This window comes from Prevotella corporis DSM 18810 = JCM 8529 (assembly GCF_000430525.1).
In the GTDB taxonomy this organism is placed as follows: domain Bacteria; phylum Bacteroidota; class Bacteroidia; order Bacteroidales; family Bacteroidaceae; genus Prevotella; species Prevotella corporis.
This window is the reverse complement of record NZ_AUME01000021.1, coordinates 14,376-39,317: the sequence shown is the minus strand read 5'-3', so window position 1 is coordinate 39,317 and position 24,942 is coordinate 14,376. Positions and strand designations below refer to the sequence as shown.

At 38.6% G+C, this 24,942-nt stretch carries 22 protein-coding genes; 11 read left to right on the top strand and 11 right to left on the bottom strand.

Going from position 1 to position 24,942, the window contains the following annotated elements:
- Positions 1–87: 87 nt before the first annotated feature.
- Both H515_RS0105480 and H515_RS0105475 read left to right on the top strand, forming a co-directional pair.
- Entirely contained in the window at positions 88–942 is an 855-nt protein-coding gene (locus H515_RS0105480; RefSeq protein ID WP_025876171.1) for a glycosyltransferase family protein, read from the top strand.
- Positions 943–946: 4 nt separating this feature from the next.
- On the top strand, positions 947–1,648 hold the full coding sequence (locus H515_RS0105475; protein WP_025876173.1) for a glycosyltransferase family 2 protein: 702 nt from the start codon (positions 947–949) through the stop codon (positions 1,646–1,648).
- A gap of 108 nt (positions 1,649–1,756) precedes the next feature.
- Here the strand turns inward: H515_RS0105475 and H515_RS0105470 are convergent, their stop codons facing one another.
- Positions 1,757–3,511: a DUF4838 domain-containing protein gene (locus H515_RS0105470; RefSeq protein ID WP_025876175.1), complete on the bottom strand. Its 1,755-nt coding sequence runs from the start codon at positions 3,509–3,511 to the stop codon at positions 1,757–1,759.
- Entirely contained in the window at positions 3,508–4,263 is a 756-nt protein-coding gene (locus tag H515_RS0105465; protein WP_025876177.1) for a glycosyltransferase family 2 protein, read from the bottom strand. The genes H515_RS0105470 and H515_RS0105465 overlap by 4 nt, the downstream gene beginning before the upstream one ends.
- Positions 4,264–4,718: 455 nt before the next feature.
- Between H515_RS0105465 and H515_RS0105460 the strand changes: the two genes are divergently transcribed.
- Positions 4,719–5,831: an MraY family glycosyltransferase gene (locus H515_RS0105460; RefSeq protein WP_028901684.1), complete on the top strand. Its 1,113-nt coding sequence runs from the start codon at positions 4,719–4,721 to the stop codon at positions 5,829–5,831.
- Here the strand turns inward: H515_RS0105460 and H515_RS0105455 are convergent.
- Both H515_RS0105455 and H515_RS0105450 read right to left on the bottom strand, forming a co-directional pair.
- The gene (locus H515_RS0105455; protein ID WP_025876179.1) at positions 5,828–6,277 is read right to left on the bottom strand and encodes a lipocalin-like domain-containing protein; all 450 of its coding nucleotides are present in this window, start codon (positions 6,275–6,277) and stop codon (positions 5,828–5,830) included. The two genes, H515_RS0105460 and H515_RS0105455, sit on opposite strands and share 4 nt — an antisense overlap.
- A 4-nt stretch (positions 6,278–6,281) precedes the next feature.
- A complete protein-coding gene (locus H515_RS0105450) occupies positions 6,282–7,871 on the bottom strand; it encodes a capsule assembly Wzi family protein (RefSeq protein ID WP_025876182.1) in 1,590 nt (529 codons plus the stop codon).
- Between the two features lie 367 nt (positions 7,872–8,238).
- On the opposite strand from H515_RS0105450, the gene H515_RS0105440 reads away from it, so the two are divergent.
- Positions 8,239–9,114 carry a hypothetical protein gene (locus H515_RS0105440; protein WP_025876183.1) on the top strand — a complete coding sequence of 292 codons (876 nt, stop codon included), beginning with the start codon at positions 8,239–8,241 and terminating at the stop codon, positions 9,112–9,114.
- Between the two features lie 171 nt (positions 9,115–9,285).
- Here the strand turns inward: H515_RS0105440 and H515_RS0105435 are convergent, their stop codons facing one another.
- On the bottom strand, positions 9,286–9,804 hold the full coding sequence (locus H515_RS0105435) for a histidine phosphatase family protein (RefSeq protein ID WP_025876185.1): 519 nt from the start codon (positions 9,802–9,804) through the stop codon (positions 9,286–9,288).
- Positions 9,805–9,924: 120 nt separating this feature from the next.
- Here H515_RS0105435 and H515_RS0105430 point away from each other — a divergent pair, with 120 nt between their 5' ends.
- On the top strand, positions 9,925–10,599 hold the full coding sequence (locus H515_RS0105430; RefSeq protein WP_028901683.1) for a DUF308 domain-containing protein: 675 nt from the start codon (positions 9,925–9,927) through the stop codon (positions 10,597–10,599).
- Positions 10,600–11,016: 417 nt separating this feature from the next.
- On the opposite strand, the gene udk is transcribed toward H515_RS0105430, so the two are convergent.
- Genes udk through H515_RS0105415 form a run of 3 tightly spaced genes read right to left on the bottom strand, consistent with a single transcriptional unit; the run spans position 11,017 to position 13,310 of the window.
- A complete protein-coding gene (gene udk, locus H515_RS0105425) occupies positions 11,017–11,643 on the bottom strand; it encodes a uridine kinase (protein ID WP_025876187.1) in 627 nt (208 codons plus the stop codon).
- Between the two features lie 38 nt (positions 11,644–11,681).
- On the bottom strand, positions 11,682–12,263 hold the full coding sequence (locus H515_RS0105420; protein WP_025876189.1) for a uracil-DNA glycosylase family protein: 582 nt from the start codon (positions 12,261–12,263) through the stop codon (positions 11,682–11,684).
- Entirely contained in the window at positions 12,264–13,310 is a 1,047-nt protein-coding gene (locus H515_RS0105415; RefSeq protein ID WP_028901682.1) for an endonuclease/exonuclease/phosphatase family protein, read from the bottom strand.
- 208 nt (positions 13,311–13,518) lie between these two features.
- Between H515_RS0105415 and H515_RS0105410 the strand changes: the two genes are divergently transcribed.
- From H515_RS0105410 to H515_RS0105390, 5 genes are all read left to right on the top strand, one after another.
- On the top strand, positions 13,519–16,098 hold the full coding sequence (locus H515_RS0105410; protein WP_028901681.1) for a TonB-dependent receptor: 2,580 nt from the start codon (positions 13,519–13,521) through the stop codon (positions 16,096–16,098).
- 17 nt (positions 16,099–16,115) lie between these two features.
- Positions 16,116–17,444, top strand: a complete 1,329-nt coding sequence (locus H515_RS0105405) for a DUF5689 domain-containing protein (protein WP_025876191.1) — start codon at positions 16,116–16,118, stop codon at positions 17,442–17,444.
- 28 nt (positions 17,445–17,472) lie between these two features.
- Positions 17,473–18,834: a choice-of-anchor J domain-containing protein gene (locus H515_RS0105400; RefSeq protein ID WP_025876193.1), complete on the top strand. Its 1,362-nt coding sequence runs from the start codon at positions 17,473–17,475 to the stop codon at positions 18,832–18,834.
- Positions 18,835–18,970: 136 nt separating this feature from the next.
- The gene (locus H515_RS0105395) at positions 18,971–19,222 is read left to right on the top strand and encodes a type B 50S ribosomal protein L31 (protein WP_025876194.1); all 252 of its coding nucleotides are present in this window, start codon (positions 18,971–18,973) and stop codon (positions 19,220–19,222) included.
- A gap of 153 nt (positions 19,223–19,375) precedes the next feature.
- Positions 19,376–20,311 (top strand): DNA/RNA non-specific endonuclease, encoded by a 936-nt coding sequence (locus H515_RS0105390; protein WP_025876195.1) that lies wholly within the window; start codon positions 19,376–19,378, stop codon positions 20,309–20,311.
- A 316-nt stretch (positions 20,312–20,627) separates the two neighbouring features.
- On the opposite strand, the gene H515_RS0105375 is transcribed toward H515_RS0105390, so the two are convergent.
- Positions 20,628–21,503 (bottom strand): hypothetical protein, encoded by an 876-nt coding sequence (locus H515_RS0105375; RefSeq protein ID WP_025876196.1) that lies wholly within the window; start codon positions 21,501–21,503, stop codon positions 20,628–20,630.
- A 244-nt stretch (positions 21,504–21,747) separates the two neighbouring features.
- Between H515_RS0105375 and H515_RS0105370 the strand changes: the two genes are divergently transcribed.
- A complete protein-coding gene (locus H515_RS0105370) occupies positions 21,748–22,302 on the top strand; it encodes a glutathione peroxidase (protein ID WP_025876197.1) in 555 nt (184 codons plus the stop codon).
- 117 nt (positions 22,303–22,419) lie between these two features.
- Here H515_RS0105370 and H515_RS0105365 read toward each other — a convergent pair whose 3' ends face one another.
- Positions 22,420–23,838, bottom strand: coding sequence for a sodium:solute symporter (locus H515_RS0105365; protein WP_025876199.1), 1,419 nt, complete (start codon positions 23,836–23,838; stop codon positions 22,420–22,422).
- 182 nt (positions 23,839–24,020) lie between these two features.
- Entirely contained in the window at positions 24,021–24,845 is an 825-nt protein-coding gene (gene coaW / locus H515_RS0105355) for a type II pantothenate kinase (protein WP_025876201.1), read from the bottom strand.
- Positions 24,846–24,942: the final 97 nt, after the last annotated feature.

The following is a 24,942-nucleotide window of genomic DNA, read 5'->3' as shown; positions in this document are numbered from 1 at the left end:
ACCACGCAGCTGCAAAGATAAAACTTTTAATTGGAAATCTCAAAATAATGATTAACTTTGCAGTTGTTTATCAACAATATATTCAAAATGTCATCAACAGATAACATCGCTATTGCATTTGTACTCTTCAATCCTGAAGAAAACGAGTTGATACATATTCAAAGAATTGCCAATATTTATAAAGGAAGTATAGTTGATAACTCTTCACAAAGCAACTTTTCTGGTAATACAGTCGGGAAAATGAGCTATATAAGCCTCCATAAGAACACCGGCATTGCCAAAGCGCAAAACATAGCAATAAAAAGCATTCTTTTAGATCACACCATAGAACATATCATCTTCTTTGACCAAGATAGCTGTTTTGGAGAAAATTATCCAAAACAAATACTCAACGAGTTTGTACAAATAAAAAAAACTTATCCGAATTTAGCCATTTTAGGTCCCACTATCATCAATAAAGACAACAAAAAAGAATACAAATCCATCATCCACAAAGATATAAAAGGAGACAACGGATTTATTTTTAAAAAAGAAATAATATCTTCAGGCTCATGTGTTTGCATAAAAACCTTCTATGACGTGGGCTTCTTTGAAGAAAAATTATTTATTGATTTTGTAGATTGTGAGTGGTGTTTCAGAGCCATTTCTAAAGGATACCTATGTGGAATTACCTCACATTTGAAAATTGAACATCAAGTAGGCAAAAACCAGAAAAACATAGGAGGCCACACTATAATATTTTCTGCTCCGCCAAGATATTATTATCAATATCGAAACTTTTTAATATTATTGACAAGAAACTACACTCCACTTGCCTTCAAATTAGGAAAAGGAACTAAATTTTTATTACGTCTTATCTATTTCCCATTCATCAAAGGTGGCTTCCAAAGATGGAAATATATGTGGAAAGGTATATTTGCATGGTTTAAATTAAAACTTTAGGACTATGATTTCAGTATGCATTGCAACTTATAATGGTGAGAAATATATAGAAGAACAAATTGCTTCTATACTTCCACAACTAAAAGAAAATGATGAAATTATTATTTCAGACGATTATTCCACAGATAATACTATCCAAGTACTGACCAAAATAAATAGCGAAAAGATAAAAATTTTCAAAAACCAAGGCGAAAAAGGTTATACAAGCAACTTTGAAAATGCCATAAAACAGGCTAAAGGCAATTATATATTTCTTTGCGACCAAGACGATGTATGGTTACCTAACAAAATAGAAGTGTGCATGCAATATCTGTTGAAATACGACATGGTGATTTCCGATGCAATAGTGGTAGATCACAATATGAATACGATAGAACCATCGTTTTTTGCAATCAGAAATACAAAACATGGATTTATAAATAATCTCATTAAATTCAGCTACTTAGGTTGTTGTCTTTCATTTAGAAAAGAACTTTTAAAAAAAATTCTCCCCTTTCCACCCAATCATACATTATGCACTCATGATAATTGGATTTCAATAGTTGCATTAGCCTTCTACAAAGTGAAAGTTTTGAATATACCTTTAATAAAATACAGAAGACATTCTAATAATACATCTTCAGGAGGCATAAAAAAAACCACCACCTTATTCTTTAAAATCAAATATAGATGTTATTTAATCTATTTCCTCTTAAAAAAAATATAATATCAAAAAACTACAAACAACATTTCAATAAGTATGCCTACGTACTAGGATATGAAAACACCTATAAAAAATATCGAGGACGATTATGCAGGCAATTAAGAATATCAGTCATATCGGTTCTGGCGATTTAATAAATTGTTCAGCTGTTTCGTTTTCACTTACATTCATACCTGTAGCCTTGAGAAAAGCTTTTAATTCTGTCAGACTTCCGTCATTAACCGATTTCCATGGATCGCGTTTAACTGATAAATATAGTATTTGAGCATAAAGTTCTTCCACACGAAACAACAATGTTTCGTCGTCTTTAACACTTTCTTTTGCTTTCTTAAGAATATGTCTTCCGGCTTTTATAAAGTCTTTTGTGTAAATGTCGCTATCATAGTGGGTATCAAACATAAGATGTTTTCCCTCATCCTTGAGAAGGTTGGCAGTGAGGTCGTAATACTCACGCACATACGGTGCAGCTGCTCCATAAAAATCGGTTATAAATGTAGTTATCAAATTGTCAAGGTTAGCATTGGGATTCCACAATAATTTAGAAAACACCCATTGCTTCAATTCATAAAATTCACCTCCATAATTTTGATATTGACCTTGGTTCATTACACCAATAACATTATTTTCCTTGAAAGTTTTTAAGTTTTCAGACACTGCATATATATTGGGAAAAGGTGCAAGGTATTGAAAAAATCCAGTTGCATAGTCCCAAATATAAATATTATCGGTTAATTTCTTCCATTGTTTCAAATCATTGAGAAACAAACGATTATGTCCTTGTTCGTATGCTATTGGGTGTCCGAAACAACATTCAACATCGCATAAACGGATAACAACATTCTCTCTCGGTGTTATATGCTTTGGAGGTGTTTGCGTTTTATGGTAAGCAAACGTTCCTATCTTTACATTGGGATATGTTTTTTTTACTTCATCAGCAACTTGATTAATTGCCCAAATCAATATTCCTGAATAGCCTCCATATTTCTGCATCAATATTTGACAGTTATCACACTCGCAAAACATGTCATTGTCTTTCTGTGAAACACTATAACACCAATGACTAGGATTTTCCATTATCATTTTCAAGGTTTCTCTTTTCAACAAATCTATAACTTCTTTGTTAGATAAGCATAATTGCCCCTCTTTGTTTCGTTCTCCATTTATTAAAGCAAAATATTCTGGGTGTGTTGAAAACATTTCCTGCGTTACCATGTTTTGCATTGTATGAATACCCCAATAAGATGTTAAACCGCCATATTTATTTTTAATATTCAACCCCATAGTTGTATTCAACTTATTGTGTGCATTCCAATCATGATTGATACGCGATGTGTAAAAGAATACATGTCGATATTTAAAAGCTGGCTTTTCAGTAACACTGAGCGTTGAAGGCAATATCCATTGTGTTAACTTTGGTATTTTTACATAATCTTTTGTGTACCAATGAATGCCCAATTGGTCTTCTAAAAAAGAGAAAACACCATACATAGTTCCTAATTGTTTTCCTCCAAAAATATATAAATCCTCTCCAATAGTTTTATAAACAAATCCTTCGTTAGAATCAGAGGGTTGCTTTATCCCTAATTTCCTTAATTCTTTGTTATATCCTATGTAGATATGTTTTCTATTAGTCTGCTCTTTGGGATTGATTGGAAGCATTACTCCATTTATCTTCTGTATATAAGCTTGCATTTCCATTGCTGACGTATATTCAGAAGAGCCCTTAGGAGCATTACAAATGATAATATAATCAGACTTGCCATCTTTAAAAAGATAGTTGTCAGCCAATAAAGACAAGGGAAACAGTGTCAAAAGTAAAGCTGTCAATAGTCTTAATTCTTTGATATTCAATAGATGCAATATCATAATTTAAATTCAAAAACTTTGTATATATATTTCAACAAAACAAACAAAGGGTGGGTGTATATACCGTTTGATTTACAAGCTCTTGTGTCTTCCTTCAACAATAGGAAATGACTCCCTACCCCATTTGTACTTGCTCCCCCCATGCGCATCGTAACAACGTCTTTATGAATATACTTATAGCTTATGTGATGATTTTTGAATAATCGCACCATCATTTCAAAATCTGACCCTATTTTATAATCTAAACTATAAAAACCAGCCTTTTGGTAAACCTCACGACGAAGATAAAAAGAGGGATGAGCAGGCATAAATCCAAAACGCAACAACGAAGGACGAAATATTTTTGATGAGTAATAGCGTGCTACCTTGTTAGGTTCACCTTCGCGAATAAAGTGTACATCTCCAAAGACAGCGTCAACGTCTGATTCCTTAAAAGCCTTAACATATGTAGAGAGCACATCGCTACTCGTATAATAATCATCTGAATTGAGAATACCCACTACATCGCCTGTTGACATCATAATCCCTTTGTTCATAGCATCATAGATTCCTTTATCTTTTTCGGAGATCCATTTCAGTCTGCCGTCAAAACGAAGTGCGTATTCTTTTATAATATCTAATGTCTCATCTGTTGACCCACCATCAACTATAATGTATTCAATATTCTTATAATCTTGCCCTAAAACCGATTTAATGGTGTCAACGAGGGTTGCTGCACTATTATATGTTGCTGTGATAATGGATAATTTCATGTTTGTTGTATAATATTTCTCCTTGAGTAATATAACTCAAAAAAATAATTTTTATTTTAATTATACAGTGCAAATATTTTGCAAAAGGGCTGAATCATAAACTTTTGGAGAAAGTTCAGCATTGGGCTTGCGATAGATGACCTTTTATGACACAAAGTCTGACCTTTCGCATTGTGAAAGCTCACCCTTTGATATTCATTCGGTATATCACTGTAATTCAGATGGTTACTGCATAAGATTCTAACCATTGCTTATCTGGTTAGATTTCATGGTAGCCAAACCGGAATGATTCATCAAAGTCACTACCTATTTTACGGATTGACGTTCAGAAATATTGATTGATTAATCGAATGCGATGCAAACTAAGTAGGAAGTAAGACGTTTGACGTAATTTTTGTTTATTCAAACACAATAAAACAACTGTATTTGTTGTTTTAATTTATAAAAAACAAATTATGTCAGTATATATCATCATCTGCTTGTTGGCCTTTCTTCTAAGTTGTATTTGTGGCTTCCTCATTATACCACAGATAATGAACTTTTGTAAAGAAAAGCAACTATATGATATTCCTAATATGCGTAAAGTACACAAAAATGCCATTCCAAGATTGGGAGGAATCTCGTTTCTTCCAAGTATTTTGGCTTCAACGATTGTGGCATTGCTCGTCTGGGCCTATGCCTATAACGGAAAAAAGATTGACATTAGCCCATGGACCATATTCTTTGCCATCGGATTAGGAATCATTTATGCGATGGGGCTCATTGACGATGTTTTTGGAATGAAGGCAAGAGTGAAATTCTTTATTCAAATCATCGCTTCCTGTCTGTTGCCCTTGTCATGGCTATATATAAACAATTTATATGGATTTTTTGGGATATATGAGATCCCATATTGGATAGGTGCTCCTCTAACTGTTTTTCTGTTGGTGTTCATCATGAATGCGATGAACCTTATAGATGGTATTGACGGCCTGTCTGCCAGCCTGTCTTTTATTGCTCTATGTGGTTTTTTACACAGCTTCTTTCTTGAGCAGCTATGGGTATATTGCATTTTGATTGCAGGTCTCATCGGAGTTTTGATACCTTTTCTCTATTATAACATATTTGGTAAAATTGAAAATAATAGAAAAATATTCATGGGAGATTCTGGTTCTCTGACCATTGGCTATATACTTGGGGTTCTCTTTGTGAAATTCTGCATGTATAACCCTAACGTCATGGGGTATCGAAGGGAATCGATGTTTCTCTCCTTCACGCTACTGATTGTACCAACATTCGACGTTTGCAGGATTATCATTACAAGAATTTTGCATGGTCATAAGATTTTCCAACCTGATAAAAATCATATCCACCACAAACTCATGAGGGCTGGACTCTCCCAGCACCAAACTTTGTTGGCAATAATCTCATTGGCGATATTCTATATCGTATTCAATGCTGTTTTCTATGATTTTATCAGCATAACTCTTTTGGTCTTGATAGATATTATTCTCTATATTTGCTTACACCTATTCGTCATAAATAGATACATAAAGAAGAAGAACGAACAACCGTTTCAAGAGTTTTAAAACTTCTCAAACGTCATTTTAGTCTGACCGTTCTCTAAAATAAGTTGATTGCCATCCAACCTATAAGTAAATGTTTCTGACAGGGAATTAATCCCATAAAATGTCAAAAGTGAGGTATCTGTCAACAACTCATCGCCATTTTCTCTGTCATACCTAAAAGGTTTCTCTAATATCAATTGTGATCCGTCTTTCAAATAGTGATAAATAATTCTATGATGACGAGCAGTCTTGTCTTCAATTTGCAACAACTTGGCCTGAAAAGACCAAAAGACACGTTTATCGGCATAATTTGCTATGGAGTCATTATCAATTCTAATTGATGTGAGATGCCACATTCCCTCCAATTCCTGAGGTGCGTTGTCGGTCTCAAATGAGCAGCTGAACAACATGAATGCCATTATAGGCAGAATTGCTATAAGTATAAAATGATGATTTATGCTTTTCATATCCTTATAAATTAAATAGCCCGACCTTGCTTATTGTCAATTGGAATCCATAATTTATTCCCCCCAAAATAGATCCAAAATCCATTCCATAGCCACCTTTCACATTTATGCCTTTCATCCATTTGTGCTTTCTGCTATGTAGATTGTAAGTAGTTTCGGCCAACAAGCTTACATTGTGACGCATCTTAGTGAACGGGTTAGAGTATGTTCCCCACCCTTTTTGATAAGTGGCCAAAAATCGCCAGTTGGCAAATTCATTCGGGTGACCACCGATTCCCAAATGAAAGGCTACAAATCGATTGTTGTTGACTGAGATTTTACCGTCCGTATTGTAAATGGGTGAACGATATAAAGGATTTCCCATAACCTGCCCCCAATGCTGATAGCCTGTGTAAATATAGTGGTTGTAGTAATCATCTTGTCCTCCGATGTGGTCAGCTATTGTCTTCGTGTGGTCGTGATAGATTGGACCACTTTGATATTTTGAATAAACATATTCAAAAACAACATCGTTAATCCAATGGTCAGGATGATAATTATACTCAAAGCCCAACAACCAGTCTTTCAAGTCATAAACCAAATATTTTCTTTCCTTTTTATCCTGCCAATCGTCGCCCGTGCCATATCCATCATAATCTAACTGCAACATCGAGGAATGGTCTTCAAAGAATTTGTCAGCATAGATAGAGAAACTCTGTGAGTCACCTGTATATTTAATTTTCATGAGCCAACTGCCAAGTTGGTCTCCCTGAACATTTTGATATGTCGTTTCTTCCACATCTGCTCCACCAGGAATGAAGGCATTCCAAAAGTCCTTTATTCCCGTCCCTCCTTTCAATTCACGCATCGTTCCATCGCCATCAGGTACATAAGAAGTACCACCGAAGAGTGCAACCATCTCCAATCCCATCTCAACTGACCAAGGGCTGAAAACTTCTTCGTTACCAATCTTAAGATATCCAGCCTTCGAATGATAAAGAACCTTGTCGGAATACTTGCTGTTCTTATTGGTAAAGCCGTGCTGCCAGCTATCATCAGTCATCATTCCGTACGCAATATGTCCCTTCAGGTGTAACCAACCATTAACAAAAGGAAGTGTCCAATATTCTGGTAAAGCGATACGAACCTGTGGAACGGGGCGCGCATTGATGCCTAATGTCTGAGCACCGGTACTGAGACTCATGTTCTTCAACTCCATTGGTTGTTCTTTAGCACCGATGGTCAGTGATCCATTCCACCATCTTCCTTCTACGTATGCCTGTTGAATTACAACATTACTGGTATAGTTTACAGGAAATGCCACGTCAACACCATATCCCAATCCCCACTTCCGACCATCGTCTGTGGACAAAGGGCGCTCCAAAGTACCTCGAATATATCCATTAACCTTCTCCAATGAACTAAGTCCGTACCTATTAGCATTGAGCCACAAAGGAGTCTTGTTACCGGAAAAAGAGCTTTGCATCTCCACTTTATATTGAATATTCCTCAAAACTCTTAACTTTGTTGTATCGCTTTCTTGAGGCATTAAGGGCGAAGCCTCTGATGACAGAATGAGCAAACCTAAGACAAGGGCAAATAAATATCGTTTCATATTATATAATAATGATGCCACAAAGTTAATAAAAAAAAATGTAAAATCAAATATTTTGAATGATGATATAACCTGCTTTACCGAGCCAAAATTGATTAGCAATGCTATCATCAGTAAGCAAGAACACAAAAATAGAATTGAGATAATCAACAAGAAACCAACGTATAAACGAAGCATGGAATCAAGAATGACAAAGCTTTTGCCAGGCATGGAATATGACTATTGACAAACGATAATTGGTCTTTAGGGAAATTCCTCATCGGTTTAGGGAAAATCCTTTTTATATGCTATCTTTTATTCGTTCCTTTGTACCGTGAACAAAAAAGAAAACGTCACAAACTAGATAAAGAAGAAAGGAAATACTATTATGAAGAAGTTACTTTTCACTTTCATTGCATTATTCACAATAGTGATGTCGTCAAGTGCTATGAGTTACGAACAAGCACGCAATCAAGCGTTATTCTTGACTGACAAGATGGCATACGAATTAAACCTCACTGAAGAACAGTACGAGGCTGCATACGAAATCAACTTGGACTACCTGATGAGTGTCAACACAATAGATGACCTCTATGGAGCTTACTGGAATCAACGGAATATGGATTTAAGCTATATTCTTCTTGATTGGCAGTATCGTTCATTTGTTGATGCAGTTTATTTCTATCGCCCTCTTAGGTGGGATGCAGGCTATTGGCATTTCGGCATTTATGCCCGCTATCCCTGTCGTGACTATTTCTATTTCGGCAGACCACGTTTCTACACAGTTTATCGTGGCGGACACAGTTGGAGGATGAATGGTGGCCGCAGTTGGTATAATGGCCGTCGCTTCTCAAGTCCGCGAAACAATGGCAGACAATTCGGTATGCGTGATGGGTTCCAACGCGGAGATTATAGCAATGGGGGCATTAATAGAGTACAAAACTACGGACCACGTTCCTTTGGGAATCAGCAGAGTCGTAATTTCGGAGTCAACCGTGGTTTCGGAAGCAATGACTCGCCTCGCAGAAGCTCGACCCGAACAACTGTGAGAAGAGGATCTGGCCTATTTGGAAATGGTTCCACAACCAATAACAGATTCGGTGGAAGCCGCAGCTTTGGAGGGAATACTACCCGCCAGGTGCCAAACAGGTCTTTCTCACCGTCGAATGGCAATAGGTCATTCAATACACCAAGTCGCAGTTTCGTCGGAAACTCTCGTTCTATGGCAGGCTCAAGCAACTCGCGGTTCGGCGGACACAGATAATAAAGCTTGTTTTGAAAACAAATATTATAAATAAGATAAAGCCACTTAGACTACTACATATAATACAAAAATGGCCAAAGTTTGACCAGGTCATGCCATAAAAATGACAATTTAGAGAGTTATTAAGATGATAGAGAGGAGCAGTATGCGATGTACAGCTCCTCTTATTTTTTATAATTCCAATATTCTGATTTCCGCATTGGCCATTACCTTAATTTCATTCATAGGTTTTTTGTAATAAACACTCTGAATCGCCTTGTTGATAATACCGTGACCGACAGCCAAGATTCTCTGTTCTGGATAAGATTCCCTGACCCATTGCAGAAACATCGCAGCTCGTTTCTTCAGCTCGTCCAGCGTTTCGATGTCAACTGGCCATTTGGAAGGATCGTTTAAATGAGCAAGGGAAGGTATGTATTGCCCTGTGAAACTTCCCCAATCACGTTCGCGTAGCAACTGTGTGGTAACGATTTCTTTGTGGTGTGGAGCTGCTATTATCCTACAGGTTTCAATGCTTCTGTGTAAATCGCTTGAAACAAAATTGTCTATTGGTTCTCCTTTCAACTCACCAGCAACCACTTTTGCCTGTTCGATTCCCTTGTCATTTAACTTTCCTGGAGTAATACCTTGCATTACTTTCCTCTCGTTGTCAAATGTTTCCCCATGCCTGACCAAATATAATACCGTCATACTTCTATTTTTAGACAAAAGTAATAAAATATAAAGAGTTTAGGCACATAGTTGAGATTATTTTGTATTTTTGTATCGATATTGGTAATAGCAAAGTTCCTCACAAACAAAAATATTATTATGAAAGTATTACAGATTTCAATTATTCGAGCCATTTTTGCCATGGTCGTTGGTGTTTTACTGATAAAGTACAGAGAAGAGACAATGTGGTGGATGACCATAACGGTCGGGGTGCTATTTTTCCTTTCAGGAATCATCTCCTGTATTATCTATTATTTTGAAAAAAACAAGTTTGAAAAGGCAGCCTCTCAGATAGACGACTCTGAGAATGCCTCGCCAGTAAAGAGACCCATGCTCCCGATCGTCGGTATTGGCTCTGCCATCTTGGGCATAATTCTTGCCATGATGCCAGGAGACTTCATCAAATGGGTCGTCTATATATTGGCAGCCATCCTTATACTTGGCGCCATCAATCAGTTCATGAATTTAGCATATGCAAAAAGGTATGCCCATGTACCTGTCTTGTTTTGGTTTTTCCCTATCATCACTCTTGGCATAGGCATTCTTATCATTTCAAAGCCGATAGAGGCAGCCACCCTCCCACTAAAGATTATAGGCTGGTGTCTCATTTTCTACGGTGTTGTTGAGATGCTAAATGCCATCAAAATATCCCAGATGAAACGTGCTTTTGATAAGAATGAACAGAGTAAAATCGTCACAGGCACAAGATTACAGGAGGTTAATGATATTGAAGATGCAGTAATTGTTGAGGATGACAATAAAGAAAGTAAATGACCGTTGATGAGCGGTGAAAGAATAGTTACATAAAGGATATATCAGACAACTGCAATTGGAAGAAGACTTCTGATTTCCGCCATGTAAAATCTGCCTTCAAGCCTCTGTCATTTCCAACTGATTATCGAGCAGATTATTTGACAGTTGTCATACAGACCAGAGCAATCCTTTATGAAAGCTCATCAATCGCACTGCAATAGATGAGCTTTCACACCGTAAAAGGTGACCTTTTGCACGATGAAGTCAAACCTTTAGAATTACATTCGCTAACACATTGATAACAAATAAATTACAGTAGTATATTCAGATTGTAGTTTATATGTTTATAGATTCATAAAGACTACCATATTTCAACACAAACGGAGTCGCCCTATCGATGACAAGCGACTCCGTTTATGATGAATAGGATTTCAATGATTACACTTGTGGAACCAGCCCCTGGATATACTTGCATAAGATACCTATTCCCTTGGCATTCTCACCACCTTGAGGGATAATCAAATCGGCAAAGCGTTTGGTTGGCTCAATGAATTGCTCATGCATGGGCTTGAGCACCTTCAGGTAACGATCAACCACCATTGAGACGGTTCGCCCCCTATCAATTGTGTCACGTTCAATATTTCTGATGAGACGTTCGTCAGAGTCGCAATCCACAAATATCTTCAAATCCATTATCTCCCTCAACTTTTTGTTGATAAGAGTCATGATACCTTCAATGATAATAACAGGTTTGGGTTCTACATGAATTGTTTCGGGTAAACGATTGCACAACAGATAGCTATAAGTGGGTTGCTCTACCGGCAGACCATTGCGTAAGTCGTTTACTTGCGTTGTCAAGAGCTTCCAATCAAAAGCATCGGGATGGTCGAAATTTATGTCCTTGCGTTCATCATCTGTCATCCCCGTTGTGTCATTATAATATGAATCAAGTGGTACTACAGCAACAAAGTGTGGTGGCAAGGCTTCAACGATTTTCTTTACGACCGTTGTCTTTCCTGACCCTGTTCCTCCTGCTATACCAATAATTGTTACATTATCATCCATACTAAAAATTCCTAAAATTTCATACTGAAACAGGCAAATCAAAGAATATTGATTTCCTCAAACATTGTTTGGTAATAATCGGCTTTAGTTTCAATTTTCATCGGATATGCACGGCTGCTGCTCGGCTGACGGTAAAGACGGATAATGCGTCCCTCAAAGTTGAAATCTACATGATCACCCATCTTTATCCGCTTGGCATCTACATGATAATGCTCCGAGAATATCTGTGTAGCCAGCTGCCCAGCCGTCAAAACAGCTTCGCAGTCGGGCAGTTTTCTTAGCATCACATCCAAATCAGCAACCTCTATTATCTTCAAATCCTTGTCAGATGCAGTCCCTGTCGTACGGCAAATACGAAGTGCCGTGTCGAAAATGGCAATTCCCTTCTCCCTTAGAAAGGGCTTCAACAAATCCAATTTGTAGGTTTTGTTTTCTTCATCTACAAAATGAGACTTGTCTTTGAAAAAGATAAGTCCAAATATTCGCCACATGTCATTGGTAAAATTCGGATAATACCACTCTATACACCACCGTTTCGATGCAGGTGGGAATGTTCCCAACATCAACAGCTTAGCATTGGAAGGCAACCAAGGCTCGAAGGGATGGGTCTCTATCTTCATCTATTTCTGTTCCTTCACAAAATAGGTTACCACTGGTAAGTGGTCAGAATATCCATTCAACCATACGCCACCAGCTGTTGTTCGCTTAGTGTTGCCTTTATATTTTCCGCTCTCTTGGAAAAGATAGTCACGACGGAAAATTTGATTCTTCCAATATTTCAACTCTGAAAAGTCCTTGCTGCCTGTTTTATCCAGCAAATTAGGTGTCATGACTATCTGGTCAAAAAGATTCCATTTCCCTTGGTATTGTAATGTTCCTCGACCCTCTTTTACAAGGATATTATACCATGGATTATACATATCGCCTTCGCCAACCTCATCAATATTGGCTTTCGCAGACAGACATTCTTTCATACTCTTGTTGGTTGGATCGTCATTCATATCGCCCATAACGAGGACTTTAATGCTTGGGTTCACACGCAGCAAAGAGTCTTTAACGGCTTTTACCTGTTTGCCACCAAGCTCACGATAATATGAGCCAGCAGCACGGCTTGGCCAGTGGCAAACGATGACAGCCACTGGCTCATCGGCGAGTGTGCCAGTTACGGTCAAGAAACCACGGGTTGCCCTATTGCTGTCTGATGGAAGTTCGTAAACATAAGGCACAAGTTTGGTGTCATTTACAGTAAACAACTTTGGATTATAGAGCAAAGCACAGTCAATTCCACGATGGTCTGGACCTTCAATGTGTACATATTTATATCTTCGTGCGGCTAAGGCTGGCTGGGCAGTCAAATCTTCTAATACATGGGCATTCTCCACCTCACTCAAACCAATAATAGCACACCCAACATTAGGCAATACGTCAGTTCCCATCTCCGAAAGCACTTTTGACATATTCTGAAGCTTATGATTATATTTCATTTCGTTCCATCTGTACGAGCCGTTTGGAAGGAAATCGTAGTCATTCTTGCCCTCATCGTGGGTATAATCGAAGAGATTCTCTTGATTATAAAATCCAATTGCATAAACTGAATACTTCCTTTGAGCAAATGTTGTATTGGAGAACAAAATTGCACTTAATAGGAAAAACAAATATTTTTTCATTCTCTTTAAAATTGATTAATTCACGTTACTTCGCCCAATAATAAGGTTGTCTTGTATCAAAACAACTTAAAAAAGGCTTTGCAAATATCGGCATTTAATCTGGAAATAAAGCAAAAATGATAAATTTTTTATCAAAAATTACTTCATTGTTTAAAATATATTTCGTTACTTTGCATCTACAAATAATTATTTTAATAAAATTTCAACTATGCAGAAAAAGCTGAAACTTACTATCCTCGCAATTTGCAGCTCTTCTATGGTGTTCGCACAAAATACGAACACCAAGGTTGACAAACAGGGCGAAGTAGCAAATGCAATGAACGAATCAGCCTTCACATTCACAGAGGCACAATTAGGAGAGGATAACGACAGAAGTGAAAACATTACAATTCTGAACTCAAACAGCAATGTATATGCATCGGAAGTTGGTTATTTATACTCACCTATGCGTTTCCGTTATCGTGCTCTTAATCAAAAGTTCAACGAAGTTTACATCAATGGTGCACCGATGAACGACATGGAGACAGGTCAATTTCGCTATTCGTTAGTTGGCGGTCTGAATCAACAGACACGAAACGTTGACTTTGCCTTGCCATTCGAGAACAATAATTTCTCTATGACAGGTATGGCGGGTAGTAACAATTACGACTTCCGTGCAGGTTCGATGGCCGGTGGACATCGTATAACTCTTTCGGCAGCCAATCGCAACTACTTATTGCGTGGGATGTACACTTATGCAAGTGGTTTCAATAGTAAAGGTTGGGCTTTTGCAGCCAATGTGACTTACCGTTGGGCCAACCGCGGATATGTAGAGGGAACATTCTATAATGCCCTTTCATATTTCTTCGGTGTTCAGAAAAAATGGAACAATGGTCACTCTTTGAGCGTCTCCACCTGGGGTAACCCAACTGAACGAGCATCACAAGGAGCAAGTACCGATGAAGCATATTGGCTTGCCAACGACTATCAGTACAATCCATATTGGGGATATCAGAACGGACATAAGCGAAACAGTCGCGTAGTAAATGATTTTACCCCAGCAGCTATTGTGACATGGGATTGGGACATCAACGACAAGATGAAACTGACAACCAGTGTATTCGGCAAACACTCAATGTATAAAAGTACAAAACTGAATTACAACAACAGCGACAACCCACATCCGGACTACTGGAAGAATCTACCCAGCAGCTATTATGACGTATGGGACGAGACCGACTTAAGATATAGAACAGCACAGGCTTTTACAGATTGGAATTCGGCTGTCAGCTGGTGGGGCAAGAAAGAAAACAGACAGATTCAATGGGATCGCCTGTATTACGCAAACCGTCAGGCAGCAAAGAACGGACAAGATGCCCTGTATTACATTCAGGCAAAGCATAATGACAATACCATGCTCTCATTCTCGTCATCGTTTACAAACCACATTGGAAAGGACAAGCTCTTGAATCTGGGCATAATGCTGGGACAAAATTTCGGGCACCATTATCAGACAATGGAAGATTTGTTAGGAGCCAAGAGTTTTCATAATATAAACACGTATGCTATCGGCACTTATGCAAGCAACGATCCGCGCATACAGTATGACTTAAACACAATGGGTACACAAAGATTGGGCGCTCTTGTCTATGAAGGGGATAAGTTTGGTTACGACTACAACCTCAATGTGCGCAGGGGAACATTATGGAGTAACTTTGCCCAAACCATCGGAAGCATTCATTACATCATTGCTGGTAAGATTGCATACGATAACATGTATCGTAAAGGATTTATGCGCAACGGAATGTTCGCCGATAACTCATACGGAAAGAGCAAGCATGCAGACTTCGTATCTGGCGGTGGCAAATTTAGTGGCATTTGGACTATCGGCCGTGGCAACACCGTTTCCCTCGGTTTAGGCTACGAGCATCGTGCCCCACAAGTCAGCACAGCTTTCGTTTCACCAGAGATGAACAACAACTTCATTCAGAATCTACGAAACGAGCGCATCTTCTCAAGCGAATTTAGTTATCAATACGCAGGAAGCTGGTTACATGCAAACCTGAGTGCGTATTACAACCACCTCACCCATGTAACAGAATGGCAAAACTTTTACTTTGATGATGCCAACTCATTCACATATGTGAGTATGACAGGAATGAAGAAAAATTATTACGGTGTTGAATTGGGACTTGACTTCAAGCTGACGAGCTTCTTGAATTTCAAAGCTCTTGGTACTTGGAGTGATGCCAAAAATATCAATAATGCAGATGTCATTTATATGAATTCTACAAAGAGTACATATTATAAGGATGTTGTATATAACAAGGGTATGCGCGAAAGTGGTACGCCACTCTCAGCCTACAGCGGCATTTTGAGCTTCCATCAAAGAGGATGGTTCATAGATATTAGCGGAAATTATTATGACCGCATTTATCTTTCATACGCTCCAAGCCTCCGTTACAAGAGCACATTGGAAACAATGGGTACTAAATTTGGTGGCATTGATGCAGATGGAAACTACACACCTTATGCCCAAAGCAAAGGTCATGGAGGATTTATGCTCGATGCTTCAATCGGAAAAAGCATTTACTTGCGACATGGAAGTCTCTCTATCAACCTCATGATAACCAATCTACTGAATAACCAAAAGATTGTAAGTGGTGGTTACGAACAAAGCAGAAGTAGCTATACGGTAAACAAAAATACTGGCGAAGCTACTGCACGAGCTTATGACTTTTTTAGAAACACCAAGAAATATTATGTCAATGGTATTAATGGTATGTTAAATCTTGCATATAAATTCTAAATGCACTAACTAAATATATGATGAAAATAAAATATTTAATCATGGTTGCTATCTGTGCTCTCTTTGCATCTTGCATGGGAGACAGCTACGCAGAAACCGACGAAAATAGTCCGGCTCCATTTGGCAACAATGAGATTCAGGAAACAAATGTAGTCTCTATTGCCCAATTAAAGGATATGTATTCTAGCGTTATATCGACTGATTATCGTAATGGAATAAGCTATAAGCAAGTAACAGAAGCACTTCAAATCAAAGGTGTTGTAACCAGTACTGACATACAAGGCAATATCTATAATGAAATTGCCTTGCAGGACAAGACAGGCGCTATCATCGTATCTGTGGCCCAAGGAGGTCTATACAGTTTCTTGCCTATCGGCACAGAAATCATTCTTGATTTGAAAGATTTATATGTTGGTAACTATGGCCTTCAGGCACAAATTGGTGTACCCTCAATGAATGCAAAGGGACAGACTTCTATTGGCCGTATAAGCAGGGCTACATGGGATCAGCATTTCAAAATCTTATCGACTGGAAACGTCGTGGAACCTGAAGAATTTGCTAATGGCAACGCTGCCACAACATGGGATATCAATAAAGACGGTGGCAAGTTGGGGATTATTCGCAACGTAAGTTTCAAAAGCAACAACTCCACTGTTGACTCTACTTATGCAAATGCAAATGGTGGCGCAGGAAGTGTAAGCTGGACTTTAAATGAGCAAGACGGGAAACGGGTCATTGTTTATAATAGCAACTTTGCTGACTTTGCCAATGCGAAAATACCAACAGGCAAGGTGAACATCACTGGTATCTTCAAGAGATTCAACAATCAGTGGGAAATCATTATCCGAACCCTCAATGATGTACAGCCAGCGTCAGCTGAAAGTAAATCTTACTATTCTAATGATTTAACTACTGAGCCAACAGACTGGACTTACGAACAAGGAACACTTCCAGAAGGTATCAGCTATGTTTGGAAATGGGCATCACCAGCATATGGTATGAAGGGCACGGCTTATGTTGCGGGAACCAGCTATGAGACACATGCTCGTGCTATTACTCCACAGATCGACCTCACTTCGGCAACGAAGGCAACACTTACATTCGACCATGCTGCGCGTTTCTTCTCCGACTTTGACAATGAGCTGAAAGTTCAGGTTTCAACAGACAAGAAGAATTGGACCACCGTCGGAATCACAGAAAAACCATCGGGTGCCGATTGGAAATTTGTGAGCACAAAGGCTGATCTGAAAGCGTTCTGTGGGAAGAAAATCTATATCGCATTCTTCTACAACAGCTCATCGAAAGCTGCTGCTACATGGGAAATTAAGAATTTAGTAGTAAAATAATAATCAACGAAAAAAAACAAGCAACAATATGAAAAAGTTATTTTATTCAATAATAGCATTAGCTATAGCGGGACTTAGTTTCACAAGCTGTGAAGACGTGCCAATGCCATACGACATGACTATCGAAGAGCATGGAGGTACAAATCCAGCAGAAATGGTTGCAAAAGGTTCTGGGACTGCTGCCGATCCGTTCAATATCGTAGCAGCACAGAATTTCATCAATGCAGGCCAAAATCTTGACCAAGTTGTTTATGTCAAAGGTATCATCAGTAGCATCAAGGAGATAGACTCTTCCAACTTTGGCAATGCTACCTATTACATATCAGATGATGGTTCAAGCAAAAATCAGTTCTATGTTTACCGTGGTTATTCACTTGGGAACAAGAAGTTTAAATCGGCTGATGAAATCAAGAAAGGAGACGAAGTTATTGTTTGTGGAAAACTCGTTAACTTCAATGGAACCAAAGAGTTTACTCAAGGCAACTACATTTATTCGCTCAATGGCAAGACAGAAGGCGGTACAGGTGGAACCACCACAGTCACCCCAACTGGTGAAGGAACTGAAGCATCGCCATATAATGTCGCAAAGGCACATGAAGTTATAAAGACCGCAACATTACCAACTGAAGAAGTTTTCGTTAGTGGTATCATTTCAGAGATAAAGAGTGTAGAAACCGCTACTTATGGCAGTGCAGAATATTACATCTCTGACAATGGAAAAACTGATGGTCAGCTGTACATTTTCCATGGCAAGTATCTTAATGGACAAAAATTCACCTCAGCAGAGCAAATTAAGGTTGGCGATAAAGTCGTTGTGAAAGGTAAACTTGACAATTACAAGGGAAACTCGCCACAGGTGGCCTACGGTGTTTTGGTTAGCCTGAATAATCAGGGCGGCTCTACTCCTACCAAAGTTGGATTGAATGCGCCATTCGATAAAGACATGGCTGGTTTTACTATCGAGAATATTTCCGTCCCAGCTGAACTTGGAAAAGTTTGGGCACTTGACACCAAATATGCGAATATGAAAGCCACCGCAGCCAAGAAAGATGCGAGCGGTGCTTATTACGTAAAACACGCTGCTAAAAGCCGTCTCGTCTCTCCTGCATTCAGCCTTGCAGGACTTAGCAAAGCTACACTCAGCTTCCAGCATTGCGGTAAATATTTTGGAAAAATAGAAGACGAATGCAAGGTTTTCGCATCAGAGGATGGCAAAAATTGGAAAGAAATTGCAATTGCAACCTATCCAGCTCCAGATTTTAAATTTGTTGATACTACTTGTGATCTCACTGCTTATGCAGGAAAAAGCAAGGTGTATATCTCATTCTTATATACAAGTACAACAGATGCAGCCCCCACTTGGGAAGTTAAGAATGTTGTAGTAAAATAAAAAAACAAACTAAATATTTGGCAGGGTGCAGAATTATTCGTAATTTTGCACCCTGTTGAGTATCTACCGATTAACCCATTTGTGGGAGAAGGTAAATAAATCAATGATATTAATATTAACAAACATATAAAACAAAATGAAACAAGGTATTCATCCAGAAAACTATCGCCCCGTCGTATTCAAAGATATGTCCAACGGCGATATGTTCCTTTCAAAATCTACATGCAAGACTAACGATACAGTAGAATTTGAAGGCGAAACTTACCCAGTGGTTAAAATCGAAATTTCAAGCTCTTCTCACCCATTCTACACAGGTAAGAGCAAGCTTGTTGATACTGCAGGCCGTGTTGACCGCTTCATGAACCGTTACGGTAAGTTGACGAAGTAAGGCGATTACCCACAATACTATAAAGTGTGGTCAAGCGTAGTTGCATATGCGTTTGGTCACACTTTTTTTTATCTACCAACACTTAACTACGTTATCTTACTATTCTTTTTACGGATAAACATTTCTAAAAAACTTAACAATGAAGGATAATAAATGAAACTATTAAACATTCCCACCTTGACAATACCTTTTGTTGCGCTAATCTCGTTTACTCTGATTGGCTGCGGTAGCGAAGATGATCATTCCAGCGACAACGGCAACAAGATCATAAACACCAGCAATATCAATTCAAATTTAGAAGAAAGAAATCCATATACACACAGAATTGAATTTCCACGCATTAAAGGTGGTCGCAGTATCATAGTCACGCATGGTCTTGAAAATGGTGAGGTGAACTATTGTTTGGAATGGGATACGGAGAAGAAATCCAACCGGTGGACATGCTATCAGATGTATGCCGACAACAGCACTGCAAGAACCAGCCGCTGGTATGGAAATCCACAATATCCGTTCGATCCTTCGATTTCGTCTTCTTACATGTTCAGTACCGATCATTATTATGGTACGGGTTATGATCACGGACACCTTTGTCCTTCGGGAGATAGACTGAACACTAAAGAAGCCAATATTCAAACCTTTTATATCAGCAACATGCAGCCACAATTGAAGAAATTCAATGGAAGCGATAAGGGCGGAGGAATTTGGCTAACAATGGAGAACAAGATTCGTTCGGCACTGAACAAAAATTCCAACGATACGCTTTTTATATGTCGAGGCGGTACAATTGACAGGCTTGACCAAATTAAAGAAAAACGAAAAGATGGTTTCATCGTGCCAGGCTATTTCTTCTCTGCGGCATACATGAAATACTACAACAAGTATTTAAAAAAATGGGAACACAAAGCTATCGGTTTCTGGTTTAAGCATGAGAACAACCAAGGCGTATCACTGAAGCCCTACGTTGTCAACATTGACCAATTGGAGCAACTTACTGGTATCGACTTCTTCTGTAATCTTCCCGACGATATAGAAAACAAAATAGAAAGCCTCGATAGAGAGACCATTATCACCGTCTGGAATATACTCTAATGGTTTTCAAATCCAAGAAATGCGGCAAGCCCTTTGTTGGTTTTGCCGCATCTCTTTTTTATTCTATCCGTACAAAGCTGAACTCTCGCCTTGCGAAAGCTGACCTTTTGGAGTGCGATATGTCATGAATGGAAGTGCAAAAGCTCACCTTTTACGCACCAATCAATTTCTCTCTGATTATCAACAAATTACAAGACATACCGCTAACACTGATTTTTAGTCATATAATCATTGCGAATTGAAGTCTATTCTGACAAAAAAACCGCCTGCACTGTATGCGCAGACGGTATTCGAATTTTAGATATTTACAATAATTTTATTTCTCCCTTAATTTCTTGATTGCAGTCTCCTTATATTGTGCTGCCACATTCTTGGTTGCCTGACCGAATGACTTGCCGGCCAGTTTGCCAGACAATGCGCGTGTCTTGGCCATTACGCCCTTGGCATTCGTTGCCTGACGTGCGAGGTCAATGTAGAAAACGTCTTGGGTATTCGTACTTATGGCAACTCCAAAGAACGTATCAAAGCCTTTCTGATCCTCGTAACCCAAATGGAAGCCATTGGTCTTTGAATCTGCGTCCATTACGAAGATTGTACCTGACTTGGTGTACTTGATGTAGATATCACCATGTTTATCCACATACCATGAGAAATCCAATGTCTGTGATGCGCCATCGTCGGCAGTATCTACCTCAACACCGTTCCCACTCAAGGAATTTGCAGAAGAATTGTACTGGAAGAACTTCATGTTTGCAGTGAAAGTCTCTCGAATTCTTTGCTTTGATTTATCATCTGTATATTCATACACCATAGGACCTTCCCACTCGCCACATAACGTCTGGGCCTCGCTGAGCAGAAGAGCTTCCTGTGTGGTGACTTCGTTGTCATAAGTATTATCCCAACCATAACCTCCATTATTATATTCATCCCAATATGGTGTACCACCATAGCCAACTGCCCTCATAAACGCAATGAACTGAGCATCTGATGCCTGCGGGTAGTAGTAGTAAAACCAATTGTAAGTAGTATAATAATCTGCACCACCACGATACACATACCAATAATTATGCACAGCTTCAGATACAAGATCTGTAGAATCTACATAATAATCATTGTTATCGCTACAACTTGTAAAAGTCAAAGGCACCGAAACAATCATCAATGCCAACAAAAACTTATTAATTGTCCTCATATTTTATGTATTTAATTGTTCTTCCTATCATGTTGTATTGCAAAATTAATCAAATAGCACGATTCAAAAGTTGTAAATTCTCTATTTTAAAGTAGGGAAATCCCTATTCCATCAACGAAGCACCTCTAAGCACTGTAAAACATTTTTTAGGACTTTTAATAAATGTGAGAAAAGAAATAAAAATAAAATTCGTACATTTGCATTCACTACAATTGTAGTCATTTAACAAAAGAATATAATAAAAATGAAAACAGTTTATGATTTCACTGTCAAGGACAGGAAGGGTGGTGATTTCTCTTTGAAGGAGTTTGCCAATGAAGTGTTATTGATTGTAAATACAGCTACTAAATGTGGCTTCACTCCTACGTATGAAGAGTTGGAGGCAACTTATAAAAAGTATCATGCAAAGGGTTTTGAAATTCTTGATTTCCCTTGCAACCAATTTGGCCAGCAGGCGCCAGGTACTGACGAGAGCATTCATGAGTTCTGCAAACTCAACTATGGAACCGAATTTCCACGCTTCAAGAAAATCAAGGTGAATGGCGAGGAGGCTGATCCTCTCTACAAGTTCCTTAAAGAGCAGAAAGGCTTTGCTGGATGGGATGAGAGCCATCCTATCTATCCAATTCTTGACAAAATGCTTTCCGAAGCTGATCCAAACTACAAGGAAAGTCCAGAAATCAAATGGAACTTCACAAAGTTCTTAATCAACAAGAAGGGGCAGGTTGTAGCTCGCTTCGAGCCAACAGAGAAAATTGCAAACATAGAAGCAGAGATTGAAAAACTTCTTGCAGAATAAGACACATAAGGATAAAACTCATATATAATCCGAAATTATAAGGAGAAAAGTAAAGTGCATCGCCGCATTATCTTTTCTCCTTTTACTATATCGCTAATACTTGCATTTCTCTTTATCCTATAGCTTCAACTTCGTCAGCATAAGCCCGATAAAAGTCAAGACACCGTTGAGCATCAATAATTCATATCCGAACTTATAATTCCATAATAGAGAGGCTATAGTGTCAAGCGCAAAGCAGATTATGGGACTCAGCACGGCGACATACGGCACCAGCCTGTCATTGACTTCTCTTTTCGAAAGTAGGCCAAAAGCGAAAAGGCCAAGCAATGGCCCGTAGGTGTATGAGCAGAGAATATAGATTGCATCTATTAGGCTGGTTGAGTTAATCATACGGAAAAGAAGAATGAAGAAGATGAAAATAACGGAAACAGCCACATGGGCCTTCCTTCTTAATTTCTCATTTTCAGGTTGTTGTCTTATGTCAACACAATAGCTTGTTGTTAGAGCCGTCAATGCCGAGTCAGCACTTGAGAAGCATGCTGCCACAACACCAATGGTAAAAAGGACAACCACCCCACTACCCAGCATTCCACCTGCCGTCGGAAGCAACATCAACTCATCAGGTACTGCGGGTATAGGCTGTCCGACTCTCTGCATATAATGCAACAACAAAACTCCAAGTCCCATGAAAAGCAAGTTCGCAGGAAGAAAGGCCAAACCGTATGTACACATGTTTTTCTGTGCCCCACGCAAAGTCTTGCAAGTAAGATTCTTCTGCATCATATCCTGATCCAGGCCCGTCATCACAACCACAATGAATATTCCGCTAAGAAACTGTTTCCAGAAATTATACCTTGACAACCAATCATTGAAGACAAATATCTGCGAATGCTTGTCCATAATGACAGTATTTATTGCCTGAGAAACGTTCATGTCCAATGCGTCCAATAACCTATATATGATAAGAAGAAGGGCTGCGAACATACAAAAAGTCTGGAATGTGTCCGTAAATACCAATATTTTTATTCCACTTCTACGCGTGTAAAGCCATATCAATAAGACCATTACAATAACCGTAACGGGAAAAGGGATATGAAAGGCTTCGAGAACAAATCGCTGAAGAATCATACATACGACATAAAACCGCACTGCAGCACCAGTCATTTTTGAGATAAGAAAGAAATATGCTCCAGTCTTATAGCTCCGATTTCCCAGCCTATTCTTGAGATACGAGTAGATTGTAGTGAGATTGAGTTTGTAATAAATGGGTAATAATAGAAATGCTACCAAAAAATAACCGAAGATAAAGCCTATACATGTTTGAGCATAGGCCATATTCTGGTTAATAACCATGCCCGGAACACTGACAAAAGTAACTCCAGAAATGCTGGCACCAATCATTCCAAAGGCTACCAAATACCAAGGCGATTTTCTGTTTGCCCGAAAGAAAGCATCATTATCTCCCACACGACCGATAACCCTGCTCAATAAAAGTAGCACACAAAAATAAGCAAGTATAGTTCCTATTATAATCATTGGAAGTACAAAATCACAAAATTTGTTTTTGTATTATGTTCAATTCTATTTCGTTTCCGTAACCTTGTATGCGTTTTAGATATAACAAATCTTTTATGAATCATCTACCCTCAATAACACACAACACATAGAAAGCAGGCGAAAGTATGAATTTCATACACTTCAAGGTATCCACTTGGTCCTCAAACATCAACCCCAGATTGTAGTGCGGCCCCAATAGCAGTGCAAAACTCTGAATATTTCGGTATAACAAAGTTTACCCCGTACAATTTTTCCATCATAGGAAACAATCTTTTACATTGAGGCAAGAGCGTGAGATTTCCAATCAATACAAAGTCTTTGATTCCGCTATTGAGCGAACTTAGAATAGTAGCAGATCCAATAGACTGTAGCACAAGACAAATCAAACCTAACGCAATGTCCTCCCTGCTCGCATGCCCTTGCGCATTAGCAAAGAGCGATGCGGTTGCATCCATAGGCAGACCAGGCAGCGGATGGACAGAGATATCTCCAATCTGAAGATTTATTTTTGATATATCACCTTTCATTGCCATAGCTGATATTTGTTTGATGTCATCTGTATTCAGCAACAACCTTGACAAACCATTCAGAGTTCCTCCTCCGATTCCAATACCTCCAATATGATTAATTTTATCTCCGTCACACTGAACGATGGACGTTCCAGTCCCCATAGATACGACTATCATGCGTTCGAGATGAGACTCGAACCGTGCTCCCAGGCCATCCGCAAGAAATTCTTCTGCTTTTTCAGTTGGAAGACCGTACACAGGCTTGTCAATATATGCCGATCCCACTCCGGTAATCATTACCTTATCAACATCATATAACTCTATTTTATTGTCATACAGGTATTTACCAAATGCACCATAAAGAGATGTCACAGGATCAGTAGCCTTAATTCTCAATGGTTTTACTATTTTACCATCCTTTATACCAACTATTTTGGTAGTAGATATTCCAACGTCAATTCCAATTGCTATTTTCATACACCTTATATTAATATAGCGCAAAGTTACAAAAAAATGAAGAGTAGATAGCCTCATATTATACTTTTTGCAAAAAAATAGTAAAAATATTTCTGTA

What these genes read in the sequence shown, in the direction of transcription:
- H515_RS0105430 (WP_028901683.1), top strand. Translation starts at nt 9,925, where the DNA reads ATGAAAGTATTACAGATTTCAATTATTCGAGCCATTTTTGCCATGGTC.
- coaW (WP_025876201.1), bottom strand. Translation starts at nt 24,845, where the DNA reads ATGAAAATAGCAATTGGAATTGACGTTGGAATATCTACTACCAAAATA.
- H515_RS0105440 (WP_025876183.1), top strand. Translation starts at nt 8,239, where the DNA reads ATGAAGAAGTTACTTTTCACTTTCATTGCATTATTCACAATAGTGATG.
- udk (WP_025876187.1), bottom strand. Translation starts at nt 11,643, where the DNA reads ATGGATGATAATGTAACAATTATTGGTATAGCAGGAGGAACAGGGTCA.
- H515_RS0105470 (WP_025876175.1), bottom strand. Translation starts at nt 3,511, where the DNA reads ATGATATTGCATCTATTGAATATCAAAGAATTAAGACTATTGACAGCT.
- H515_RS0105465 (WP_025876177.1), bottom strand. Translation starts at nt 4,263, where the DNA reads ATGAAATTATCCATTATCACAGCAACATATAATAGTGCAGCAACCCTC.
- H515_RS0105395 (WP_025876194.1), top strand. Translation starts at nt 18,971, where the DNA reads ATGAAACAAGGTATTCATCCAGAAAACTATCGCCCCGTCGTATTCAAA.
- H515_RS0105455 (WP_025876179.1), bottom strand. Translation starts at nt 6,277, where the DNA reads ATGAAAAGCATAAATCATCATTTTATACTTATAGCAATTCTGCCTATA.
- H515_RS0105390 (WP_025876195.1), top strand. Translation starts at nt 19,376, where the DNA reads ATGAAACTATTAAACATTCCCACCTTGACAATACCTTTTGTTGCGCTA.
- H515_RS0105405 (WP_025876191.1), top strand. Translation starts at nt 16,116, where the DNA reads ATGATGAAAATAAAATATTTAATCATGGTTGCTATCTGTGCTCTCTTT.
- H515_RS0105480 (WP_025876171.1), top strand. Translation starts at nt 88, where the DNA reads ATGTCATCAACAGATAACATCGCTATTGCATTTGTACTCTTCAATCCT.
- H515_RS0105410 (WP_028901681.1), top strand. Translation starts at nt 13,519, where the DNA reads ATGCAGAAAAAGCTGAAACTTACTATCCTCGCAATTTGCAGCTCTTCT.
- H515_RS0105370 (WP_025876197.1), top strand. Translation starts at nt 21,748, where the DNA reads ATGAAAACAGTTTATGATTTCACTGTCAAGGACAGGAAGGGTGGTGAT.
- H515_RS0105450 (WP_025876182.1), bottom strand. Translation starts at nt 7,871, where the DNA reads ATGAAACGATATTTATTTGCCCTTGTCTTAGGTTTGCTCATTCTGTCA.
- H515_RS0105400 (WP_025876193.1), top strand. Translation starts at nt 17,473, where the DNA reads ATGAAAAAGTTATTTTATTCAATAATAGCATTAGCTATAGCGGGACTT.
- H515_RS0105435 (WP_025876185.1), bottom strand. Translation starts at nt 9,804, where the DNA reads ATGACGGTATTATATTTGGTCAGGCATGGGGAAACATTTGACAACGAG.
- H515_RS0105420 (WP_025876189.1), bottom strand. Translation starts at nt 12,263, where the DNA reads ATGAAGATAGAGACCCATCCCTTCGAGCCTTGGTTGCCTTCCAATGCT.
- H515_RS0105460 (WP_028901684.1), top strand. Translation starts at nt 4,719, where the DNA reads ATGTCAGTATATATCATCATCTGCTTGTTGGCCTTTCTTCTAAGTTGT.
- H515_RS0105365 (WP_025876199.1), bottom strand. Translation starts at nt 23,838, where the DNA reads ATGATTATAATAGGAACTATACTTGCTTATTTTTGTGTGCTACTTTTA.
- H515_RS0105415 (WP_028901682.1), bottom strand. Translation starts at nt 13,310, where the DNA reads ATGAAAAAATATTTGTTTTTCCTATTAAGTGCAATTTTGTTCTCCAAT.
- H515_RS0105475 (WP_025876173.1), top strand. Translation starts at nt 947, where the DNA reads ATGATTTCAGTATGCATTGCAACTTATAATGGTGAGAAATATATAGAA.
- H515_RS0105375 (WP_025876196.1), bottom strand. Translation starts at nt 21,503, where the DNA reads ATGAGGACAATTAATAAGTTTTTGTTGGCATTGATGATTGTTTCGGTG.